General features: G+C 58.2%; 18 protein-coding genes and 2 pseudogenes. 8 read left to right on the top strand and 12 right to left on the bottom strand.

What is annotated here, in order from left to right; translation table 11 throughout:
- Positions 1–1011: 1011 nt before the first annotated feature.
- Positions 1012–1407 carry a hypothetical protein gene (locus I6F12_RS33590; protein WP_225144402.1) on the bottom strand — a complete coding sequence of 132 codons (396 nt, stop codon included), beginning with the start codon at positions 1405–1407 and terminating at the stop codon, positions 1012–1014.
- A gap of 57 nt (positions 1408–1464) precedes the next feature.
- Complete coding sequence (locus tag I6F12_RS33585) at positions 1465–2019, bottom strand: HAD family hydrolase (protein WP_225144403.1); 555 nt, start codon at positions 2017–2019, stop codon at positions 1465–1467.
- A gap of 391 nt (positions 2020–2410) precedes the next feature.
- Here I6F12_RS33585 and I6F12_RS33580 point away from each other — a divergent pair, with 391 nt between their 5' ends.
- The 3 genes and pseudogenes from I6F12_RS33580 to I6F12_RS33570 all read left to right on the top strand — a co-directional run bounded on the left by I6F12_RS33580 (position 2411) and on the right by I6F12_RS33570 (position 5034).
- Entirely contained in the window at positions 2411–3268 is an 858-nt protein-coding gene (locus tag I6F12_RS33580) for a YqaJ viral recombinase family protein (protein ID WP_225144404.1), read from the top strand.
- A pseudogene (locus tag I6F12_RS33575) lies at positions 3252–4429 on the top strand (ERF family protein). The gene I6F12_RS33580 and the pseudogene I6F12_RS33575 overlap by 17 nt, the downstream one beginning before the upstream one ends.
- 41 nt (positions 4430–4470) lie before the next feature.
- Positions 4471–5034 (top strand): hypothetical protein, encoded by a 564-nt coding sequence (locus tag I6F12_RS33570; RefSeq protein ID WP_225158221.1) that lies wholly within the window; start codon positions 4471–4473, stop codon positions 5032–5034.
- 210 nt (positions 5035–5244) lie between these two features.
- Here I6F12_RS33570 and I6F12_RS33565 read toward each other — a convergent pair whose 3' ends face one another.
- Together I6F12_RS33565 and gmd are read right to left on the bottom strand one after the other, a co-directional pair.
- Entirely contained in the window at positions 5245–6186 is a 942-nt protein-coding gene (locus tag I6F12_RS33565) for a GDP-L-fucose synthase (RefSeq protein WP_275970695.1), read from the bottom strand.
- Positions 6167–7237, bottom strand: coding sequence for a GDP-mannose 4,6-dehydratase (gene gmd / locus I6F12_RS33560; protein WP_225144406.1), 1071 nt, complete (start codon positions 7235–7237; stop codon positions 6167–6169). The genes I6F12_RS33565 and gmd overlap by 20 nt, the downstream gene beginning before the upstream one ends.
- Before the next feature lie 788 nt (positions 7238–8025).
- Here gmd and I6F12_RS33555 point away from each other — a divergent pair.
- Positions 8026–8168, top strand: a pseudogene (locus I6F12_RS33555) (single-stranded DNA-binding protein); the annotation flags it as partial.
- A gap of 295 nt (positions 8169–8463) precedes the next feature.
- On the opposite strand, the gene I6F12_RS33550 reads toward I6F12_RS33555, so the two are convergent.
- From I6F12_RS33550 to I6F12_RS33540, 3 genes are all read right to left on the bottom strand, one after another.
- Positions 8464–8655 (bottom strand): hypothetical protein, encoded by a 192-nt coding sequence (locus tag I6F12_RS33550; protein WP_225144407.1) that lies wholly within the window; start codon positions 8653–8655, stop codon positions 8464–8466.
- Positions 8656–8753: 98 nt separating this feature from the next.
- Complete coding sequence (locus tag I6F12_RS33545) at positions 8754–9563, bottom strand: SGNH/GDSL hydrolase family protein (protein ID WP_225158220.1); 810 nt, start codon at positions 9561–9563, stop codon at positions 8754–8756.
- A gap of 1043 nt (positions 9564–10606) precedes the next feature.
- The gene (locus I6F12_RS33540) at positions 10607–10804 is read right to left on the bottom strand and encodes a hypothetical protein (protein ID WP_225144409.1); all 198 of its coding nucleotides are present in this window, start codon (positions 10802–10804) and stop codon (positions 10607–10609) included.
- A gap of 366 nt (positions 10805–11170) precedes the next feature.
- On the opposite strand from I6F12_RS33540, the gene I6F12_RS33535 reads away from it, so the two are divergent.
- From I6F12_RS33535 to I6F12_RS33520, 4 genes are all read left to right on the top strand, one after another.
- Positions 11171–11539, top strand: coding sequence for a hypothetical protein (locus I6F12_RS33535; protein ID WP_225158219.1), 369 nt, complete (start codon positions 11171–11173; stop codon positions 11537–11539).
- Between the two features lie 168 nt (positions 11540–11707).
- Positions 11708–12997, top strand: coding sequence for a nucleotide sugar dehydrogenase (locus tag I6F12_RS33530; protein ID WP_225144411.1), 1290 nt, complete (start codon positions 11708–11710; stop codon positions 12995–12997).
- A gap of 34 nt (positions 12998–13031) precedes the next feature.
- Positions 13032–14711 (top strand): hypothetical protein, encoded by a 1680-nt coding sequence (locus tag I6F12_RS33525; protein ID WP_225144412.1) that lies wholly within the window; start codon positions 13032–13034, stop codon positions 14709–14711.
- A 184-nt stretch (positions 14712–14895) separates the two neighbouring features.
- On the top strand, positions 14896–15915 hold the full coding sequence (locus I6F12_RS33520; protein ID WP_225144466.1) for an NAD-dependent epimerase: 1020 nt from the start codon (positions 14896–14898) through the stop codon (positions 15913–15915).
- 28 nt (positions 15916–15943) lie between these two features.
- Here I6F12_RS33520 and I6F12_RS33515 read toward each other — a convergent pair whose 3' ends face one another.
- From I6F12_RS33515 to asnB, 5 genes are read right to left on the bottom strand one after another with little or no spacing between them, the layout of a single operon-like run.
- On the bottom strand, positions 15944–16768 hold the full coding sequence (locus I6F12_RS33515) for a class I SAM-dependent methyltransferase (RefSeq protein ID WP_225158218.1): 825 nt from the start codon (positions 16766–16768) through the stop codon (positions 15944–15946).
- 38 nt (positions 16769–16806) lie between these two features.
- A complete protein-coding gene (locus tag I6F12_RS33510) occupies positions 16807–17502 on the bottom strand; it encodes a class I SAM-dependent methyltransferase (protein ID WP_225158217.1) in 696 nt (231 codons plus the stop codon).
- Between the two features lie 46 nt (positions 17503–17548).
- The gene (locus tag I6F12_RS33505; protein WP_225144415.1) at positions 17549–18496 is read right to left on the bottom strand and encodes a lysylphosphatidylglycerol synthase transmembrane domain-containing protein; all 948 of its coding nucleotides are present in this window, start codon (positions 18494–18496) and stop codon (positions 17549–17551) included.
- Positions 18497–18507: 11 nt separating this feature from the next.
- Entirely contained in the window at positions 18508–19443 is a 936-nt protein-coding gene (locus tag I6F12_RS33500) for a glycosyltransferase family 2 protein (protein ID WP_225144416.1), read from the bottom strand.
- Positions 19444–19476: 33 nt separating this feature from the next.
- Positions 19477–21363 (bottom strand): asparagine synthase (glutamine-hydrolyzing), encoded by a 1887-nt coding sequence (gene asnB, locus I6F12_RS33495; protein WP_225144417.1) that lies wholly within the window; start codon positions 21361–21363, stop codon positions 19477–19479.
- Positions 21364–21686 lie beyond the last annotated feature (323 nt).

Below are 21686 nucleotides of genomic sequence, written 5' to 3'. Positions count from 1 at the left end.
AAATCCTAAGCGAGAAAATCCCAATTTGCAGGCTTGGTGTCTGCAAGATAGAGATGATTGCGCGCCACCCTTTTTGCGGCGGTGGCTAGCTCGCTGAGGACGTGCCTCACGCTCGCGGATGCTATCTTACCGTACCAACATAGTATCCGTTGGCTTGGCCGTCCTCCGAGAATTTGGGACAGACGCAAAAGCCTCCCCGGCGAGCTGCGTGTCGGACATACCACCCTTGGTGTTTCCGACGGCAGTTCGGACGCATGCACGAGGCACTGCGATTTAGGCGTTGTGGCGTGCGGCGTGCTTTTGGCGAACGCGCCCCAAGCGCCGGCGAACAAAAAGCCAACCAGAACGACCTGAAAGCAGCGCACGTGCAAATCCTAGTGCGATGACACGAGTGCGGCTAGGCTGAAAGCCACCACGCATGCAGCAGCCAAAGACCACAGTGTTATGAGGACCTCTTTGTGCATACCTCTAAACCCACGCAGCGGTTCCTAGCGCTCCAAGCATATAGCCTAAAACTCCGATTGAAAGCCAAATTGCGTCTGCTCAGATGCGTTCAGAAAAAACTCGCGTAAGCAAAGGCCTACTTGCGACGACTGGCCTGCGTAAACATATCTTCCCGCCCCTGCCCAGTTCAAAGCTTATCTCTGTCGGGAGATCCCCGTCCCTGCACGGTGACTAAGCCGAAGTAAAACCATATCCGCACGAGGGGCAGCTGAGCGGACTGTCTAGTCCAACTTTACAAGCGTCACTTCAGCTTTTGGATACCCTGCGGGTCCCCGCCGATAGAAGCCTCGTACAGTTGATCGCCAACCTGCCCAAAGTAGCTCAGCTGCCTATCTCTGACTCGAATCGGGCTAGTCAGCAACTTCACGGGCCGGCCGCCATCGACGCAGGTTCGCCCGCACCATCGCGTAAAGCAGAAAAGACCGATGGTGAGGTCACCGTTAGCAGGGAAAAATGTACTCCATGCGGTCTCCAAGTCGTCGAAGTAAATGTGAAAGCTCCAAGTCCTCATCTGGTGTTGAGCTTCATGCGTTTAAGCCCTCGCCGCTGTCGCGAGAGCGCGGCCTTCTCATAACGTTCCAAGCTCGGCAGAAGTCTCATTTGTTTTGTATCAGCGCCCTCGATCACGGCCAGGATCAGACTTAGCCGAAGAGCTCGCAGGCGATCCTGTCGATTCCTGGCTTGAACAAAATCTTGAAGCGCGATCTCCATACCCGCGCCTTTGAATTCCTCTGCAAGAACTGCATCGAAGTCAGTGGAAACAGAGCCTTCAGAATCGTCCCAACGAGATAGACCATGTCGGTAAGCATTGCGGCTTGATATTGACTTCCCAGCACTTGTTTGCGGGCCGGTACTCTTCGTCGCGTTTGCGCGATTGGCTTCGATTTGTCTCCTTGTTGCCAACTTCCCTCCTTGATTTCAGAGCTAGCGATCGACCGATCTCGATCGCTAATCGAGGCGCTAATCCTCCGTTCCCGCGAACCCGCGGTGTTGATGAGGAGGATGGCGGGACCAAGCCGTCAACAGCGGGGCGACAAAGGTATGGAGGTTAGGCCCATCAAACAGATAGCCCGCGATGCCAGCCGCCCGCGCTGCGGCAAGGTCGCTCTGCTTGTCCCCAATTATGAAGCTTGCATCGAGATCCACTGAGTACCGCTCAAGCAGGGCTCTAATCATCCCCGGCTGCGGCTTGCGACAGTTGCAAAGGACACGGTATCTCTCAATCAGTCCATCGGGGTGATGTGGGCAAAACTCGAACGCATCGATATGTGCACCAACAATAGCAAGCTCACGCGACATCCATTCATGCAAGGTGCGAACATGCCGTTCCTCGTAAAAGCCTCTCGCAACCCCTGATTGGTTCGTTACGACAAAAGCAAAGTACCCTGCGTCATTGACTGCTTTCACGGCTTGTTGGGCTCCTTCCACCCACCGGATCTTGTCCGGATCAAAAGCATAGCCGTCGTCCTCATTGAGGACGCCATCACGATCAAAGAAAACTGCTGGACGCTTCAAAGCTCATTCACCCACGTTCGAGCAATACTGCCGATCTTCCGACAATCACTGCTCCATTTCAACACGTCGCGGCCGGACAAGATCCTCCTCTGCGCCCGCGCCTTGCGTCCAGCTGTCTGCGTTGAAGCATAAATTAGCTTCGTTTTGCCGCTTTGATGCTGGTCCGCCTCCCGTCACCCCCGCCCCAAACGCGTGAGAACAAGAGCCCATTCTTGACCCTAAAGAGAGCAACAATGTTGCTGCAGAAAGAACTGGCATTCCCGCGCGATCGGAGCGTTACTGAGTCGGCCGGGCGCTACCACCGATTATAGCGCCGGTATCTCGCCTCGCGGACGCGGGGCTTCAGGCAGTGCGGCATGTACCGCGGCTTGTTCTTGCGTAGGAGATACCGGTGACGACGGTTCAAACGAATGGCGCAGACGCGTCCAATCAAATCATCAGGTTCAACCCAAACGACCGCCGGCATTTCATCGGCGGCTCGGACGCCCGCATCATCATGGGGGATGATCAAGAGAGTCTCGTTCGCCTTTGGCGCGAAAAGCGCGGCGAAGCAGAGCCTGAGGATCTATCAGACAACTTGATCGTTCAGCTCGGCACCGTGACGGAGGTCCTGAACCGCGCCTGGTACCAACGGGCAAGCGGGCACACGGTCAAGGACATCCAAAAGCGCGTCCGTCACCCCGTGCACAAATGGATGGCGGCAACGCTGGACGGGACCGTCGAGCAGACCGGCGCGGTCTTCGAAGCCAAGTTCATGCTGCCCTGGGCCTTTACCGAGGAAGCTGCAGCCGAGAAGCACATGGCCCAGCTGCAGCACAACATGTGGGTCACAGCCAGCCGCAACGCAGTCCTCTCGATCATCACCGGCGGCGGCAAGTGGGTGGAGATCAAAGTCCACGCCGATCCGCTGTATCAACATCTTCTGCTGACCGCCGAGAAGAAGTTCTGGCGCTGCGTCCAGAGCGGGGAGCCGCCCGCTCTGTTCAACATCGAGACGCCCCGCCCGCGGCTGGAGGCTGTCAGAGTGGTCGACATGTCCACCTCCAACCAATGGGCAGAGCTGGCGGCCACTTATTTGCGAACTCGAGAGGCCCACGGGCAACATGAAGCAGCGAAGGCCGACCTGAAGGCGCTCATGCCGGAGGACGCCAAGGAAGCCATCGGTCACGGGAAGGCCAAGCGCTCCAAGTCTGGCGCGATCAGCTTCGAGGCTCAGGCGACGGAGGGGCCCCATGCATCAGTCCAGTGAGCGCATCGGGACTATCGCGGCCGCCCTCGCCCGAGCTCAGGCCGAGCTGACGAATCCCGAAAAGACCCTGACCGCCGTGATCCGGTCGCCATTCCCGCGGGAGGACGATCGCACCTTCCGCTACGCGTCTCTGGCTTCCGGCCTGGACATTGTCCGCAAGACTTTGAGCCAGCAGGAGATCGCCACCATCCAGACCACCCGGATTGAGCAGGTCACCGGTCAGATCCACCTCACCACCCTGCTGGCCCATGCTTCCGGCGAATGGATTTCCTCGGACCTACCGGTCTGCGCCTCGAAGGAGGTCGAGGCGCCGCACCGGATGGGCGCAGCACTGACCTATGCCCGCCGGTATGCCCTATTTGCACTGGTCGGCATAGCCGGAGAGGACGATCTGGACCCGCCTGATGTCGTTACAGGGCCTCCCGCCGCCACCGAGCCGCAGGCCGCACCAGGGCCGAAGGGAAAGTCGCCTAAGGGCGTCCTGAACCGGCCACCGGTGCTGCCTCCCGAACGATCCGCCGACCTGCTGGACCAGCTCCTGGACGAGCTGGGCCGCCTAGAGGGCAGCGAAGGACTGCTTGCCTGGGCTAGGACCTGCCTTCCTCTCAAAAACACTCTGCTGGAGGCAGATGCTCGCGTGCTCGAGGCCGCCTATCAAAAGAGGTTCGAAGAAGCTCCGCTCCCAGAGATCGATCCAGCAGAGCAGCGCCCCATATCAGCGGCCGGACAGCCCGGACTTGAGCAATCCTCGGAACCATCCAGCGACGTTCGCGCACCTCGCGACACCTCTCCCGGAGAGCAGGCCGGTCTTGCCTTCCCGAAGGAGCCGCCCCGGCGACGCAGCAAGGATCACCTCGCTTTCATTCGCAGCCAGGGCTGCCTGGTTTGCAGAAGACACCTGCCGATGCGCATCACCTGAAGTTTGCCCAGCCACGCTCCTTGGGACGCAAGGTCAGCGACGAGTTCGCCGTGCCGCTCTGCAGATCCCACCATCAATCTCTGCACCGACACGGAGACGAAAGTGCCTGGTGGACCAACCTTCAGATTTCGCCCCTGCCGATCGCGAAGGAGCTTTGGGATGGCAGTCCCGTCCATCTGGCGAACGGAGCAACAGTTGCTGCACCGCCTTCGCGTCGACTAACGGGTGCGCAAGGTCAATGAATGGTCCTGTCAACCTATCTAAATCTCAGCAGACGAGCGTCTTGCCGCCTCAATTCGAGGCGCTGTGCCCTCCGCCTCAACTTCTGCCCGGAGAGGATATTGAGCACTATCATGCAATCCAGGCAACGATCTTTCGCGACCTAAGCCCTCAATCGGCCGTCGAATGGCTACTCGCTATCGACGTTGCCGAACTCTCCTGGGAGATGCAGCGCTACCGGGTACTGCGGCATAGGGTCCTGAACACCTACCGCCAGAAGGCTATCGAGATGACGCTTCGCCGCGTCGACCTAGCTGGCAGTGCTCCAGACGTTCAGGATGTAGCCGAAATCTACACCATCAATAATGCCCTGGATTGGCAAATGGATGCTTCGGCCGCGCACGACATCGAGGCCCGTCTCAGATCGCACGGCTTCGATCAGCACGCCATCAGCATGGAGGTTTATGTTCAGGCGCACGAGATCCTCACGCTATTTGAATCACTCCTGAACGGAGCGCAGCTTCGGCGCCTACTGCTGATAAAAGAATTCAATGCTTCGCGGAACCCGGCCAGACGGCACCCAATCCGCGGTGCGCATCGAACCGCTTTGCGGCAAGGCGGAGCGTAAAGACGTAAGCGATGACATCAATGGACCTCCTGCGAAGTGATCGAAGCAGACCAACGCGAGCGCCGCCCAGCTTCCGCGGACGAGGCAAACATCGCCAAGGCAGTGCGAGTATTGCAGGATCTGATCGGATCGTCTTCGAAGTAATAACCTTCAAGCGATCACAGCTCCCGTGGACAGCTTACGATGGATTAAGCGAGAGTAACCGCTCTATCAGCCGAGCGACAGATATGCCGCGTACGCCTGTTTCAGACCGTCCGCGAGAGCGGTCTTCGCACGCCAGCCGAGCCCTTCGAGGCAACTGACGTCGAGTAGCTTGCGCGGCGTGCCGTCCGGCCTTGATGTGTCAAAAGAGATCTCACCCTTGTAGTCAATGACGTCTGCGACGACCCGGGCGAACTCAGCAACGGCGATGTCCTTTCCGGTACCGATATTGACCAGCCCGGCGCCGGAATAGGTCTTCATGAGGTACACGCAGGCATCCGCCATGTCGTCGACATAGAGGAACTCGCGCCGCGGCGTGCCGGTGCCCCAGACCTCGACGGTCTTTGCGCCCGACAGCTTGGCCTCATGGAAGCGGCGGATGAGCGCGGCAACGACGTGGCTCAATTCAGGATGATAATTGTCGCCGGGCCCGTAGAGGTTGGTCGGCATCACGCTGATGAAGTCGCTGCCATACTGGCTGCGATAGGCTTCCGCCATCTTAATGCCAGCGATCTTGGCGATGGCATAGGGCTCGTTGGTCGGCTCCAACGGGCCCGTCAGCACCGAGTCTTCCCGCAGCGGCTGCGGCGCCAGCTTCGGATAGATGCAGGACGAGCCGAGGAACATCAGCTTCTCGGCATGGTTCACATGCGCAGCATGGATCACATTGGTGGCGATCGCGATGTTGTCGTAGATGAACTCGGCGCGCAGCGTGTTGTTGGCGACGATGCCGCCGACCTTCGCGGCGGCGAGGAAGATCACCTGCGGCCGCACTTTCGCGAACCAGTCGAATACTTGCGCCTGGTTGCAGAGATCGAGCTCGCGACGCTCGATAGTGACGAGATTCACATCCTCCCGCGCCAGCCGGCGCACGATCGCGCTGCCGACCATGCCGCGATGGCCGGCGACGTAGACGCTCTTGCCCTTCAGCTCAAATGGTACGCTTGCCATGAGTTGCTTCCCGTTTGGCCTCGGCCAGATCGCCCGTCATCATCTCGTCGACGAGCTGCGCAAAAGTCCGCCTCGGCTTCCAGCCGAGCACCTTCTGCGCCTTGCTGGCATCGCCGACGAGCAGATCGACCTCGGTCGGGCGGAAATAGGTCGGATCGATCTTCACCACCGTCTTGCCGCTGATGGCCTCGACGCCGGTCTCGTCGACGCCCTTCCCGCGCCATTCGATGCGGCGGCCGACATGGGCGAAGGACAGCTCGACCATCTCGCGCACCGAGCGCGTCTCGCCGGTGGCGAGTACGAAATCGTCGGGCTTGTCGGCCTGCAGGATCATGTGCATGCCCTCGACGTAATCCCTGGCATGGCCCCAGTCGCGCTTGGCCTCGAGATTGCCGAGATAGAGCGTCTGCTCCAGCCCAACCTCGATCCGGGAGACGCCGCGGGTGATCTTGCGGGTAACGAAGGTCTCGCCGCGGATCGGGCTCTCGTGGTTGAACAGGATTCCGTTGGAAGCGAACATGCCGTAGGCTTCGCGGTAGTTCACCGTGATCCAGTAGCCGTAGAGCTTGGCGACGCCATAGGGCGAGCGCGGATAGAACGGCGTCGTCTCCTTCTGCGGGATCTCCTGCACGAGGCCGTAGAGCTCGGAAGTCGAAGCCTGGTAGAACCGCGTCTCTCTCTCCATGCCGAGGATGCGGATCGCCTCCAACAGGCGCAGCACGCCGACAGCATCGGCGTTAGCAGTGTATTCCGGGCTCTCGAAGCTGACGGCGACGTGGCTCTGGGCGGCAAGATTGTAGATCTCTGTGGGGCGGATCTGCTGCACCAGGCGGATCAGATTGGTCGAATCCGTCATGTCGCCATAGTGCATCAGGAACGGCACGTTGCCGACATGCGGGTCTTTGTAGAGATGGTCCACGCGCGCGGTGTTGAAGGACGACGAGCGCCGCTTGATGCCGTGCACGACGTAGCCGAGCGACAGCAGATACTCGGCGAGATAGGCCCCGTCCTGACCCGTCACGCCGGTGATTAAAGCGACCCGTTTGGTCATGGCCTACCTTGTTCCCGCGCATCTAAGATAAAACAGGCGCGACGAGGCGCCAGCGAAGCATGTTCACGCACGTCTTTTTGGACAGATCACCATTCGCACGTCAACCCCCATCCCGGCGTCTGTCAAACGACTGCAAGCTGATTGGAAACAGTGACATGGCTAGCCGACGGGACAGTGGCCAGGTGGTCGCAGATATTAACCCGCCCTTCCCACTGCCTCCACACGAACTCAGTTCCTCAACCTACATGGAGGAACAGTTCGTTCGCCCGCGCCTAGAGGGTTGCGCGAACCGCCGCGTCGGACCTGCTTCGATATTTCTTAAATTGAGGGCATTCGTGGTTCCTAACCGCTCCCCATTTTGGACAAAGATACCGGTTCGCGGCCGAGAGAAGATTGGTTACGGCAAGAGGATCGTGGCCCTCAGCACTAGCTGTAAGCACCAAGTGAGTCTCCACAACCAAAACGTTCTTTATGCCGTCTGGTGTCAGCTCTTTGGCTTCCCAAGCTATGCTGTCATTTGGATGATTAGAGCCCATCGGCAATGTCCCAAGATCTTAGAAAATCCCATAGAGGAGGGAGCGGTCAACCGGGAGCCGCCCGGAAGGAATTATCTGACCGCATGGCGGAGTCATGTACCGCTCTTGCGAAGCCCTTCTCGGATCGATAGAAGCGCCTAGGAGAATGGCTCGCCCACTCCAAGGGTGCACTCCATTGACAATGCTATCTAATTGCCCTTCTCATCGGGGGGCAGAAGTAAGACGCACAAAGATTGATGGGCAGGCGGAACCATCGAGGCGGCCCTCGCCCGGGCTCAGGCTGAACTGACAAATACCGAGAAGACACCGACTGCCGTGATCCGATCACCTTTCCCCGAGAGGATGATCGAAGCTTTCGGTATGCGTCCTTGGCCTCCGGCCTCAGTATTGTCCGCTACCGCGCCAGCGGCAGAGAGACCGACGTGTTTCTTGGTGATCGCCATTATTCAGCCCCCGGCTGTTTGAGCACGCGCGCGAGGCCGAACGCCGTCGAGAGAACGATGCCACCGAGCACGTATGCGAGTGTTGGGATTTTGTCAGCGAGCGCGGCCAAACCATAATCAGGCCGTCGATGGCGCTTCAGAATAGACCGCCACGGATTGCGACCCGCACCGACCAGAGGCGATGCCACGCCTCATCTAAGCCTGCCCTCAGTTGAGGACGGCACACTGCACCGGCAATGGTTGCAGGCTAAGCTTGCGGAATGTGGTTGAACCCGCCCGCCAGGATGAACTTTGCGGCGGCGGCGACGAACAGGGCGACTGCGAGCCAGATCAGTCTCGAGAGGTAGCCGTTCAGCTTGTCAACGCTGGTTTCGATCCGCTCCAGCGATTGCTTGATGTGCGGCTGCTGCGCTTCCAGGAGAACGACACGCTCTTTCATGTCGTTAAGCTCCCGTGGACTCGATCTCAGCTCGCGTGACTTCATCCATGATAATCCGCCCGGCCCGCTTTGGGCCACCTGAGCGCCTCGCAACGTTGTTACGAAATAGCAGCAGCCCAGCCGGCCACCATGTTCGCTTCACCCGCATCGTTCGGATGAACGCCGTCCGGTGTCAGCTTCAACCCATCGGGAATGAGCGTTGCCGTATCGACGCCGACCAGTTGAGTATACCCCAACTCCGTGATCACCTGCCCGGCCACAGCCTTGTAGCTGGCATATGGGATTGGAAGTACTTGCGTCGAGAGCGTCACGCCCGCGACGTAGACCGGCACGGTCGGCGCGACGACGTGGATGTTCATCAACAGTTGCTTAAGATCAGCCTTGTAGTCGGCGACCGGCCGTTGACCGAGGAAGTCATTCATTCCCAACAGAACAGTGATCCTGTCAGGCTTCAAATTTGCGGCAGCAGTCCCGTCGCTCGGCACTGTTTGGCGACCGCCATAGCCGAGATTGATGCAGCGAAAGCCCTTCGCCTGGGCGAGCAGGAACGGCCAAGATCGGCGAGTGTCGGTTCCCCCAAATCCTTGCGTGATGCTATCGCCCAGGCACACCATCAGCGGCCCCGTGCGCGGCGCTGCGGCCGTCACGACATAGGCCGGATCGACCTCGACGCCACCGAACTCAACGCCATCCGCATATGGCAGGATGATTTCATAGAGGCGGTTCGCGCTCGACCCCATGTTGATCACGACCGCACCAGTAGTGACCTCATTGATCTCTGCCAACGTTTGGAAGTCCTGGACAAACACGCCATCAACGAAGACGTGTCCGATCAGATTGCGCGCGTCAGTCCGCGTTACTAATCCGTTCCAGCGCAATCGCACAGAAACAGAAGGCGCGTTCGACATGAACCGCTGCCGCGCTCCGGGCATGCAGTACTGGAAGTCCGACCCAGGATCAGCGATCGGCCGCTGAAAGCGAGCCCAACCATTAACGAACGTCGGCGCAACGCAATCGCTGTAGGAAATAGCGGGATCATTGGCGGGGTAGCTTCCGGGCATGCGACCAGGAGGAGGCAACTCGGATACTCCGCTGCCACCCCTGACGCGTTGCGCGCCAATTCTCAACATCATCGCAGGCACCCCAAGAAGGAGTTGCCGTCTTGCCAGCGCCATAAAACGAGTGATTACATCTTGTACCTCCCGGCGCAAGCGGGCCAAACATGAAACGAGGCATCCTAAAGTAGAATGCCGGTTCACCACGAGGGGCACACTTCCGAAAACTCAAAGCGGGCCATGACAGGTCGCGTCGTCCCGTTGGCCTGAACTCCGATGGATCGGAGATCGCCAGCGTTCAGGAATTGCATGCAAGGGCCGTAGACCGTCCCTGCCGCGAGTGACCCGTAAATGAGAACACTTGCGATTTCTGCACGCTCGTCGTGTCACAAACCCAAGCTTGGTGTACGATGGCGAACCGCCCTACGTCTGATAGACGTAGACATTGACTAGATATCGCCCGGCGCGCGGGGCAACGAACGTCTTGTTAGCGCTATCGAAGAACAGGTTGAGCCCGGCCGGATCGTTGCTCGCAGCCGTCAGGTCGACCTTGACAGCGGGTGCGCCGCAGACGCTTGGTCGGTCGCGCGTGTCAGCAAGCCGACGAACGGAATTTGCTTCGCCTGGACAACCTCCAATCCGTGCGGTTCGAGCGCAGCAAGACGCGTTCATTCGCCCACATGACAATGCTTGCGCCGGATCGGCCGATGATGACTGCCGGCGTTGTGATCGTGTAAAGCTTGGAAGCGCTCGACGGCTTCAGCACGCTATCGAGATACGCACGCGCGAGGTTGCGCGCCTGCTCGCCATTCGTCCTCGCCGGGCGGACGTTTCGGCAAATACTTGTCGATCGCGTCGCGGATGCTTTCCGCCGCCGCCGAGAACTCGCGCTCGCGCTATGCATCAATCAGCTTGTCCCAGCGCAATACGATGTGCTCCAGATTCTTCAAGCTATCGACCACGCCGCGCTGCTCCTCGACCGGCAAGGTCTTGTAGGGACAGAGCCGGCGCAGGCGTGCCCTTCCTCGCGCGCCGTCCCAGGCGAAAAGCTGTTCCGGCTCTGCAAGGGCGGCCGGCTCTACAAGATGCTGCACCTGGCACTGGACCGCGCCAAGGTAGTGCTGCCCGCCGCATGCGGGGCTTTCACATCTTCTGCCACACGGACAGCGCGTGGATGCATCGCTATGGTGGACTCGACACGCGCGGACTTACCCGGACTGGGCGGTGGAAGAATCCGGACTCGCCCATTCGTTACAGCACACCATGGCCAGCGCAGAGGCCGGCGGGCGGCTTGTTGCCGGTGCCAACGACCAAGTCCCGCCCATTGAAGCGACTATAGCTCAGATCCAGCAGGCGTCCGACGGGAATCGCGCTGATTTGGTACAAGAATCCATTCCCTTTTGGAAGCACTTGTGCACGCTTCCAGGTTTCTGAACAATATCCCTCATTGGGGGTATACGATGATCATTTCGCGGGCGACGGCCTCAGTCGTTTTTACACTGCTGTTGATCGCAACGCTTTTGAGCAATGCTGAATCTGTTGAGATCAAAGTCGGCGTGGACAAATCCGGTCAAGCGACCATCTGGATCACCGGAGAAATTGTTCCCGCCGATGCGGATAGGGTTTCGCAGTCGGTTCGCCAGGCAAACGATGCCGGAAAATTCGTTGCCAACGTGAGACTGGATTGTCCTGGCGGTAATTCGCTGGAAGGAGTGAAGATTGCCGACACTATAAGGTTTGGCAAGACATCCATCGCTCAAGCATTTCAAGCGCCATCGCTTCCGTCATGGTGTCCTCCTCTTGCGTGGTGTCCAAACTACGGGCAATAAACCCCGGAGGCGCCACGCAAGCCGAAACCAAAATGACTCAGCAATTCGAGTTGAGCAGCCCCAGGAATTTCCTGTAAGTTGCAGGAACAGCAATTGCGTTGCTCGGTCCGACCTCGGTCGAGTTGGCAACTTTTCTAAAGTGCACGACAGCTAAAGAGGGAAACAGAAGTGCGTGATGAAATTAGGATTGGCGTCGTTGGACTCGGCTACGTTGGGTTACCGATTGCTGTTGCGTTCGCACGCGCGGGATTTCAAACTGTAGGCTTCGACATAAACCCGCAACGCATAGATGAGCTCATCAGAGGTTACGACCGGACCAGAGAAGTTGAGTCAGACGATCTCAAAGAAGCCGATGTGGTCTATTCGAACAATGTTCGGAGTCTTGCGGCGATAAACTTTTTCATCGTGACTGTTCCGACTCCCTTGGATCACGCCAAGCGGCCTGATCTTAGCATGTTGTTTAGCGCTTCGGAGTTCGTCGGCTCGATGCTTTCCCGGGGCGATATCGTTGTTTATGAGTCAACTGTGTATCCTGGTGTCACGGAGAATGAATGTGCGCCCTATCTGGAGAGAGCATCCGGGTTGGTAGCAGGTAGAGATTTTTTTCTTGGCTACTCGCCTGAGCGGATAAATCCCGGAGATAAAGTGCATCGCTTCGAAAACATCGCCAAGATAGTTGCCGGTCAGAATCAAAAGACACTGGAAACGATGACGCGTGTCTATGGCGCGGTCATTAACGCACCTATCCATGAAGCGCCAAACATCATGACCGCCGAAGCGGCAAAGGTCATTGAGAACACACAACGCGACTTGAACATCGCGTTGATCAACGAACTCTCGCTGATCTTTAAACGCCTTGGTATCGACACGGGTGACGTGCTGGCGGCCGCAAAAACAAAATGGAATTTCCTGCCCTTCTCGCCTGGCCTGGTCGGCGGGCACTGTATCGGCGTCGATCCGTACTACCTGACCCATATGGCAGAGCAGATCGGCTACCACCCGGAAGTCATACTTGCAGGGCGCCGCGTAAACGATTCCATGAGTAAGTCCGTAGCTGACGAATGCGCTCGTGTGATGATGATGAAGAAACTTGACCACCCGCTGACAGTGACGATCTTGGGGTTGGCATTCAAAGAGAACGTGCCTGACATACGAAACAGTCGCGTTGCAGACACGGTGAAAGAGCTTGAAAAATACGGGATTAACATCCAGGTGCATGACCCCGTTGTGGATCGGCTCGAGGCAATGAAGGAATACGGCTTGAGTCTTTTTGAGTTTGATGATCTTGCCCCGGCCGATGCGGTGATCATTGCTGTCCCGCACAAGATCTTCAGTGAGTATGGATGGCGTCGCGTCTCCGGCCTGCTCAAGCTGGCCGATCAAGGCATTGTTTTCGATTTAAAGGGCATGTTGCCGCGGAGTGATGTGCCTAGCGGAATCCATCTCTCCCGCCTTTGACGGATGAACTGGTTGAATGTCTGTGCAGTCTGAGATGGCCATTGGACGTCTAATGCAGTTGGGGCGACTTGGAAAAAACTGCGCGCCTGTTTCTTTCTCTCTGGGAGAGCAGAGCCTGAATTGTTTGAGCCCGGAGAAGCGATCTTTCATTTTTTTGATAGTGCTTCTTCACATCCTCTTCCTATGGTTGCAGGGTGCAGTCATATGGGCGGATGCATCAAGCTACATCAATATATCTGATGCGCTCTTTACCTCACAGCGTGGCGTCGGCATCATCACGGGGGAGCCCCTTTGGTGGCACAATTACGTTCCATTAGGCTTGCCGTTGCTTTGGAACGCCTTGGCGTTGTTGCCAGTCAAGCTGATCTGGCCTTGCCTTGCAGTCGGACAACACGCAATTGCCGCTTCTGCACTCGTCTATTGCACCCGATCCTTTTACTCTACCTGGCCGTCAAGATGGTTTGCGGTTGCGGCGGTGGCGCTTTGTCTCATTCCATTCTATCAATCGATGCATAATGCGCTTTTGACGGAGTCGCTATCTTCGTCGTTTTTGCTGATATCCTTGGGAACATCGGTCGGCGCGATCAATAGCCGCAGCATGAGCGCTCGAGCTTCGGTTCTCTTTTGCATTTGCATCTTCTTCGCAACTCAATTGAGAAGCACCGTAGCAGTATTCTGTCTTGGCATCGCTTGCGCGACGCTCATTCGGCGAGGCCGGCTGCTCTCCGGGAATCTCGCGGCATTCAGCTTGGTTTTCATCTTCGGCATTTTGCTTTTCCCGTCAATCAGAGCACTTGATGGAGGCGAGTTCATTTTTCCCCGACTGGGTCCGAGCAAGTTGTGGGCGGGGCTGTATGCAAATCCCAAACCGAGCCCGGAATTGACCGAGAGATTTAGAAGCTACCAGTTACCACCCTCGATCAGTGCGGAAAGGCTGCTCAAGGAGGGAGCTTCGTTTGGTGACGTTACGACCATCATGCGCTCCTGGATTGATGCGGGTGCCTCCAACACAGAAGTCATCGGCAAAATCGAGGACATGGGCCGGGCGCTTGTGGCCGACGGCTATCGACCTCGACTTAACTCGATCGGCTACGGTCTTTCTTCGAGCGGTTTCAATTTTTATCTTTTAGCTCTTCCAGCCGACTATGAGATTTTTCGCGGCTTCAATGGCAAGAAGCTCTTTGCGCATGAACGCAATCACTATCTTTACCTGTCCTGGGTTCAGCCAAACGTTGGCGCCTTCGACAGTCAAATCGCCGAGTTCTTTGAGAAGGATGGCAAGTCCGAACTTCATCGGGTGTTTGCTGCATCGATGAAACCATACTTCAGAAGCCAGCCGACTTACCTTCATTTTATCATGGGGTTGGTCGCCTATATTCCGCTTGACCTCTTCTTTCTTCTTTCATTAGCGGCATCGGCGGTTCTCGTGAGAAAGGACGTTTTGCTTGGCGCGATATTTCTCGGGATACCCCTGATCAATATCTACATCACGGGAAGCTCGTTGTTCGCAGACGTCCGCTATAGTTACGCTTTGCTCGGGACGTTCCTTTTTTCCATAGCAACTTGCCTTGCCCTTTTGCCTTTGCCTCCAACGCCGGTTCTTCTTCAGATCTCCGCGATCGTTAAGAGGAACTTTTCATTTGCCAGGAAGGGGGTGGATTGCGGAAACAGTCCAATTCCAATTGAAGGCGCTCGCTGGAGCCTTCGGGCATGACTCGAACGCCGCGTACAGGCCACCGATCGTCCGTTGCTCCACCCGCGCCATTTGGCGTACAACACTGAAGGACGCTAACTGGCTCAGGATGAACGTTCAGGGCGGCGGCCCAAAGCAAAGCGGAGCCGGCTTTGGAAGCCAAGACAATATCGAGGGCACGAACCCTGAGTTCGTGAAGTCAAAGATGCCGACGCTGATAACCGGCGCAGCTGGTTTCATTGGATATCACACCGCCCACCGTCTGTTGGAGGCAGGTCACGACGTCGTTACGATCGATAATGTGTGCGATTATTATGATGTGAATTTGAAAAGAGCCAGACTAAGCCGGCTTTCTGCCTTTCGGAATTTTCACTTTGTAGAAGCGAATCTCGAAGATTGCAGCGCCGTTTCGGGCTTGTTTTCAAAGTTCAAGCCGGAGAAGGTCATCCATTTGGCGGCTCAGGCTGGCGTGCGCTATTCCCTGGAAGCGCCACATGCTTACATCAACTCAAATATCATAGGTTTCTTGAACATATTGGAGGGCTGTCGCCACAACGGCGTCAAGCATCTCGTCTTTGCGTCGTCTTCGTCCGTATACGGCGCAAATACCAAGATGCCGTTTTCGGTCAGTCATAACGTTGATCATCCTCTCAGCCTCTACGCGGCCACCAAAAAATCCAATGAGCTAATGGCGCACTCGTATGCCCATTTATACAATCTGCCTGTAAGCGGATTGCGATTTTTCACCGTGTACGGTCCTTGGGGTAGGCCGGATATGGCTCTGTTTCTCTTTACGCGCAGTATTATTTCCGGAACGCCCATCGACGTATTCAACAACGGGAAGCATGAGCGAGACTTCACCTATATTGATGATATTGTCGAAGGCGTCGTTCGGGTTGCAGACAAGATTGCAACGCCCAGCGCGGTCCGAAATTACGAGGCGCCCGATCCGGCAACTTCATCGGCGCCCTACCGAATTTACAATATTGGAAACAGAAATCCGATTAAGCTGACTTCATTTATCGAGTGTATCGAGGCGAAAATCGGCAGGAAGGCCATTAAACGATTTCTTCCGATGCAGCCGGGCGACGTAGCCAGCACATATGCCGATGTTGATAGTCTCGCTGAAGCCGTTGGATTTCAACCGAAGACCTCGATTGAAGAGGGAGTCGGGAAATTCGTCGATTGGTATTTAAGCTACTACAAGCCCGACCAGTCCGCCTAACCACGTTGCGAGGGGCCACCAGCAGTTTTCATCGTACCCCGATCACACTCCAGCTGTAGCCGTGCCTGTGATGGGTACGAACGTTCGTGAAGCCGTTGTTCTCCAACAGGCCCCGCGCCTCGTCTTCGCTATAATACTTGGCGTATGCTGGATTGAGCTGGTCATAGATCACCAGGCGTCGCTTATCGGGGGGCAGCCGGCGATAGACCATTTGCATATATTGGCGCATCGGAAGCGGCAGGATTCGCGAAGCCGCGGTGTACGACATCGCAATGAAGTCCAAGACGTGGCACAGAATGGCTAGCAGGCGATGCGGCATTCGCTTGGTGACGGCTCGCAAGGGCTCGAACAGCGCCAGGTATATGCCATTGCCTTCCCGACCGTAGAGCCAAATGAAAATCACGCCTCCCGGTCTTAGCGCGCATCTCGCCGCCTTGACGATCGGTGCGGGATCCTCGACGTGATGCAGCACGCCGATCGATACCACGAGGTCGAAATCACGATCCTGCGGAATGGCCGTCCCGTCGCAGCGTATCACCTCGACCCGGCTGGCGCGATCCGCGGTGTTGGCAGCGACAACAGCGAAGGATTCCGAGGGCTCAAGTGCGGTCACGTGCGCGGCGCCGGCATCCAGCAGCATACTTACTATTCGGCCAGTACCGGATCCGATATCCGCAACAGTGCGTCCGCGCACATTGTCGAGGCTCAGTAGCGGCTCGCAGATATCGGCAAAGAGTCCGAGCGAGCCATAATAGCCAGAATTGTCGGTGTAACGGGTCCATTGATCGCCGAAATCGGCAATCGTCCGCTGACCGACGTCCGGCTTGGATTTTGCTGAATGCGAGGATGTCATTGCCCGTTTCCCGCTTCCGGCGCGCCGCGCCTTCTGGATCAGGTGCGCGTAGCCAGATAGAGATAGTTCATTCCATAGACAAACCGCTTTACCGAAACCTGCGTGAAGCCGGCTTGCTCAAGAAGCCGTAGCATCTCAGTCTTGTCTATTCCCATGACCTCGCCTTCGGCAACGTCGCGGTGCTTGTCTTCGCTGTACCACCAGATGGCATGGCCAACATCGCCGATCAGCCGCCCGATCATCGTCGCTACCAGCAAACCGCCGGGCTTGAGCACACGATGCGCTTCCTTCAGGGCACCGATCCGCTCAGGGATATGATTGAGGCATGCGACAAAGGCGACCGTATCGAAGCTTTCCGCTTCGAACGGAAGACTGTCCGAGGATGCGATCTTTAGCGTATCCCCGCCCCAGTCGACGACATCGACCCCGACGCTGTCGTCCGCGCCGGCGTCATCCTTGCCTGAGCGTCGCAGCCTTTGTAGATAGAGACGTATCAGCGCATTGTCGCCAGCGCCGATGTCGAGAACCCGTCCCCTGAGCTGCGGCAACACGGCCGCATAGCGCTCGGCCCGCAGCGATGTCAAGTGCAGCCGTTCGCTCTGTGAATCCGGCAGCAGCACCATCCGCAGGGGGGCACCGGCTAGGTCCCAGGCCGACTGCAGCAAGCTCCTGCGCGGGGCGAGCGCCCAGCTGGGCGGGAGAGTTCCATCATGTGTCGTCGCATTGGGATTCATGGCCGAACCCGTGTCCCTTTCGCTATCAGAGGAGGCAACCGGGCGATCATTTCACCGCCGGCGCGATCGCCTTCCCTCGCAATGCCTGCAGCAGCGGCCAGGCGAAAATCACTCCTGGGACACTGGCCGCCAGATTGCAAAGACCTATGCTCAAGCTGAGGGCGACCGCATCCGAGTCGACCAGAACGCCACTAGGTACGAGCAAAGCGGCGAACGCAATCTCGCGCGAGCCAAACCCAGCATAGAAGATCGGAACAACCTGCGAAAGATAGATGGCGGGCGTCGTCGTGAACGCGACCCAGAGCGGAATGCGCAAGCCGAGCCCGAGCCCGAGCAGCACCAGCATCGCTACGAACAGGCCGGTGCTGACGGCCGCGAGGCCAAGCTGCCAGCCGAGGCTATGGCACGTCGCGATATGTCCCAAAAACCGTCGCGCGGCTTCTGCTGCGGACTTGAGGAACCGCACGTGCAAGGTCAAGCCGAAGGCAGCGACTCCGAGGAGCACGAGCAGCCCGCCAAAGGCCGCGATCTGAGCCATGACGATCCGCCAGGGCCAGTGCATCGAGATCTGCAGTGGAAGCAACAGCAGTCCAAAAAGCGCAAATCCGGCTACCGCCAGCGCGCGATCTGCGATCACGCCCTCCACCGCCTTGCCGACCGACATTTTCAGGAGCCTGCGCGAAATCAGCGCGCGCATGGCATCCACCAGCGCGCCGAAGGGGACAAAATGCGCGCTGAAGAGCGTCAGGAGGTTGAGCTTGAGCAACGGGAAGTAATGCACCGGACCGTCAGGACAAAGGGTTCGGAGCACCGCTTGATAGCGCAGGGTTGCGACTGCGTTGCTCAGCAACATTAGCATCACGGCGGCGACGAAGAAGCCCGGCCGCATCGCCGACAATTGCCGCAACACTTGGCTCGAATCGACCGCGTATGACACCTGCCAGAGCAGCAACGAGGTCAATAGCAGCGGCGCGGCGGATCGGCCGACCTTCAAGACATGGCTTCTCAAGACAGTCCCGGCGGTAATTTCGCTTCGCGGTCCTTTGCAAGCGGCAGCGCGCGATAGGGTGTGGTGGTCTCGTATTGGACGAGGCGCAACTGGCTGAGCTGGTCGGCGATCAGCCCCAGCATGCCGATGAGAAGGCCGGCGAGCATCAAGAAGATGCCGAACGTCGGAAACCCTTCGCCGTGCAGGATTGCCAGGGTCGCGCCGTAGACCGCGCCGATGCTGAACATTGCCAATGCGAAGGGCAGGAAAATCCGCATCGGGGCGAACATCATGATCACCCGCATCACCAGCAGCAGACTGGCAAAGCCCGCGCGGAGGGTGACCTTGCTGGTTCCGATGCGGGCGGCGAGCTCCACGGGATGGTATCCGATAGGATAACCGCGCTCGAGCATCACCAGCAGGCTCGTCATCGACGCGCTATAACCATTCGGAAGCAACGGCAAATATCGACAGATCACCTCAGTGCGGAACACGCGAAGCCCGCAGTTCATGTCGCGACCGCCGCGGAACCCGAGCGACCGGGCGAGCATCAGGATCACCGCCTTGCCGACGCCGCGGACCGCGGACGCGCCGCCCGATATTCGCTGGCCGATCACCGCCGCCAGACCGCCCTGGCGAATGGCACCTATCATCGAAACTAGATCGCTGACGCGATGCTCGTTATCGGCGTCGAACCAGGCGACCAGCGGACGGCTGGCGTGGGCCATGCCGGTTTTCAGCGCCGCTCCGTATCCCCGGTTGAAGCCATGCCGCATCAGGGTCACGTTCGGATATTTTTCGACAACCTCGGCGGTGCTGTCGATCGAGCCATCATCGACGACGATGATTTCGGCGCCCGGCACTGCAAGCGAAAGCTGCTCCAAAGTCGGACCAATCCCGCCCGCTTCATTGAACGCCGGAATGATGACTGAAACGTCTTCGAACGGCCCCAAAATTGTTTCCTAAATTAGGCTCGGAAAGCACTGCTAGACATTGGCCGTTGTTCGCCAGGTCGCCAAGGTCAGCAAGGTCCAGAGGGTGTAACTATAACGGGAATTTCCGTCAACGTGCTCTCGCCAGAGTCGCCGCACGGCATCCGGCTGCAGGAAGGGCGCCAGACAGTCAGCCTCCCTGTCCAGCAGCCTTTCTCCAAGCGACCTCAGGCCATGGCGCAGATAGCTTGCCACCGGAATATTGAAGCCCTTTTTAGTCCCCTGTGTCAGGTCCTTTGGCAGACCGTGTCTCTCGAGATAGGCCCGCAGAATGCGCTTGTCCGGACCGCGAAGCGGGCTGAGCACCGCCACGTCGAGGCCATTGGCGAATTCCATGACGCGCCGATCGAGGAACGGCACCCGCACCTCAACGCCGTGCGCCATGCTCATCGAATCGGTCTTCATCAGCATGTCGCCGGGAAGATAGTAACGCTGATCCGCCTCGAGGGCCCGGTCCGCCGCGGAGCCTTCGGTGCCGAGTGCCGCGGCATATTCGTCGAGGGCATCAGCCTCGCGATCGATGTCCTTCATCCCGGTGCCATAGAGGGTGTGGATCTGTTCGGGAAATAGATATCGCCGCCATTGCGGGTGTGGCCGCGCGCCACCGTTCGCCATGCCGGCGAGCAATCGCGCGAATTTTTCCGCGGCTCCCACCTTGGCCTGGCTCGCCGCCGCTTTCGCAAACAGCGCGTCTGAAAGATGTCGCATCGCGAATTTCGGAAACAAAGGCCCCACGGCCGTTGCAACGCGGGTGGCGCGATAGGTTTCATAGCCGGCGAAGAACTCGTCGGCGCCATCACCGGTCAGCAGGACGCGGACTTCCCGGCCGGCCTTCTGGCAAAGAGAATAAAATGCCAAAGCGCTCGAATCGGCCAGCTGGCCATCGACCTTGGCGACAACGTCCAGAAAGCGAACCTCGATATCTTCCTCGGTATCGATCGAAACAAAACGCTGGCGTAGATTGGTGTGTCTGGCGGTGACCGCGGCGAGTCCACTTTCGTCGAAGGCGGCTTCGCCGAAACTGGCGGTATAGGCCGACAGGTCCGAGCGACCAGGCAGCGCGGTGGCGATCAGCGCGCTGTCGATTCCGCCGCTCAACAACAGAGCGACCGGCACGTCGCTGATGAGCTGATCATCAACCACCTCGGGCCAGAGCTGATCGAAACCGGAAAGGGCTTCTTCGAAGCTCACGATCTTGGTGTGCCGCTTGGGTTGCCAGAAATGTTCGACGCGCCAACCGTTCCGGTCCGCGACGAGCGTGCTGCCGGGCGGCAGCGGCTCGATCCCGTCGATCAGGCTGCGCGCTGGTCCGGGATAGCCCTGCGCAAAGAACCGATGCAGGCTTTGCGGTGAAAGTTGCCGCGGCTGATCTTGCAGCGCCAGCAGAGCTTTGATCTCGCTTGCAAACCGCAACGACCGCCCAACGAAGGAAAAATAAAGGGGTTTGATCCCGATCGGATCTCTCGCCAGAATGAGGCGCTCGTTCTCCTGATCCCAAAGCGCAATCGCGTACATGCCCTCGAATTTCAGGAACGCGTTTTTGCCCCAGAGACGATAACTGGGAGCGATGACTTCGGTATCGCAGCTGGTGTGGAACCTGGCACCCGCCGTGTTGCCGAGCGTTCGCCGAAGTTCAACGTCGTTGTAGAGTTCGCCATTGTAGGAGACCGCGATCTTCGCACCGGGATCGATCATTGGTTGGGCGCCGGCGGGCGACAGGTCCCGGATCGCGAGCCTGCGATGTCCAAGACCGACATGGTCCTCGACCCAGATCCCGGAGCTATCCGGGCCCCTGTGTGCCAGGGTTTCAGTCATTTGAACGATGGACTGACGGGCGATCGGTTCACCATCGAAATTTACGATACCGGCAATTCCGCACATTTCAATCGATCGCTTTCGCCCTGAAGCTGCAGCCCTTAGCATAGCGGCAAATGTACCGCTAGCGAGAGCAGGTGCGGGGATCGGGAAGGATACTGGGAGCGCCGCCCCCGCAAATCGGAATACACGATGCGATCACCGCGATTGGAGGGTTGGTACGAGAGTAAACGAGTTGGTAGGAAACAGACCGGAAGACCCGTAAAACTGTCGAGAAGGGTAGAACCCAACCATTGCGAGCCGCTATAACCGTGCCATCGCCTAGATCTCCATGCCCATCAAGGGAACCTCGAATCGATCCTCAGACCGTAGTTAGAACGTGGGCGATT

Source organism: Bradyrhizobium sp. IC4059 (assembly GCF_020193615.1).
Lineage (GTDB): Bacteria > Pseudomonadota > Alphaproteobacteria > Rhizobiales > Xanthobacteraceae > Bradyrhizobium > Bradyrhizobium yuanmingense.
Note: the sequence above shows the minus strand (reverse complement) of the source record. Positions and strands in the feature narration are given on the sequence as shown.

What these genes read in the sequence shown, in the direction of transcription:
- asnB (WP_225144417.1), bottom strand. Translation starts at nt 21,363, where the DNA reads ATGTGCGGAATTGCCGGTATCGTAAATTTCGATGGTGAACCGATCGCC.
- I6F12_RS33550 (WP_225144407.1), bottom strand. Translation starts at nt 8,655, where the DNA reads ATGAAAGAGCGTGTCGTTCTCCTGGAAGCGCAGCAGCCGCACATCAAG.
- gmd (WP_225144406.1), bottom strand. Translation starts at nt 7,237, where the DNA reads ATGACCAAACGGGTCGCTTTAATCACCGGCGTGACGGGTCAGGACGGG.
- I6F12_RS33520 (WP_225144466.1), top strand. Translation starts at nt 14,896, where the DNA reads ATGCCGACGCTGATAACCGGCGCAGCTGGTTTCATTGGATATCACACC.
- I6F12_RS33545 (WP_225158220.1), bottom strand. Translation starts at nt 9,563, where the DNA reads ATGTCGAACGCGCCTTCTGTTTCTGTGCGATTGCGCTGGAACGGATTA.
- I6F12_RS33535 (WP_225158219.1), top strand. Translation starts at nt 11,171, where the DNA reads ATGATCATTTCGCGGGCGACGGCCTCAGTCGTTTTTACACTGCTGTTG.
- I6F12_RS33525 (WP_225144412.1), top strand. Translation starts at nt 13,032, where the DNA reads ATGGCCATTGGACGTCTAATGCAGTTGGGGCGACTTGGAAAAAACTGC.
- I6F12_RS33515 (WP_225158218.1), bottom strand. Translation starts at nt 16,768, where the DNA reads ATGACATCCTCGCATTCAGCAAAATCCAAGCCGGACGTCGGTCAGCGG.
- I6F12_RS33510 (WP_225158217.1), bottom strand. Translation starts at nt 17,502, where the DNA reads ATGAATCCCAATGCGACGACACATGATGGAACTCTCCCGCCCAGCTGG.
- I6F12_RS33565 (WP_275970695.1), bottom strand. Translation starts at nt 6,186, where the DNA reads ATGGCAAGCGTACCATTTGAGCTGAAGGGCAAGAGCGTCTACGTCGCC.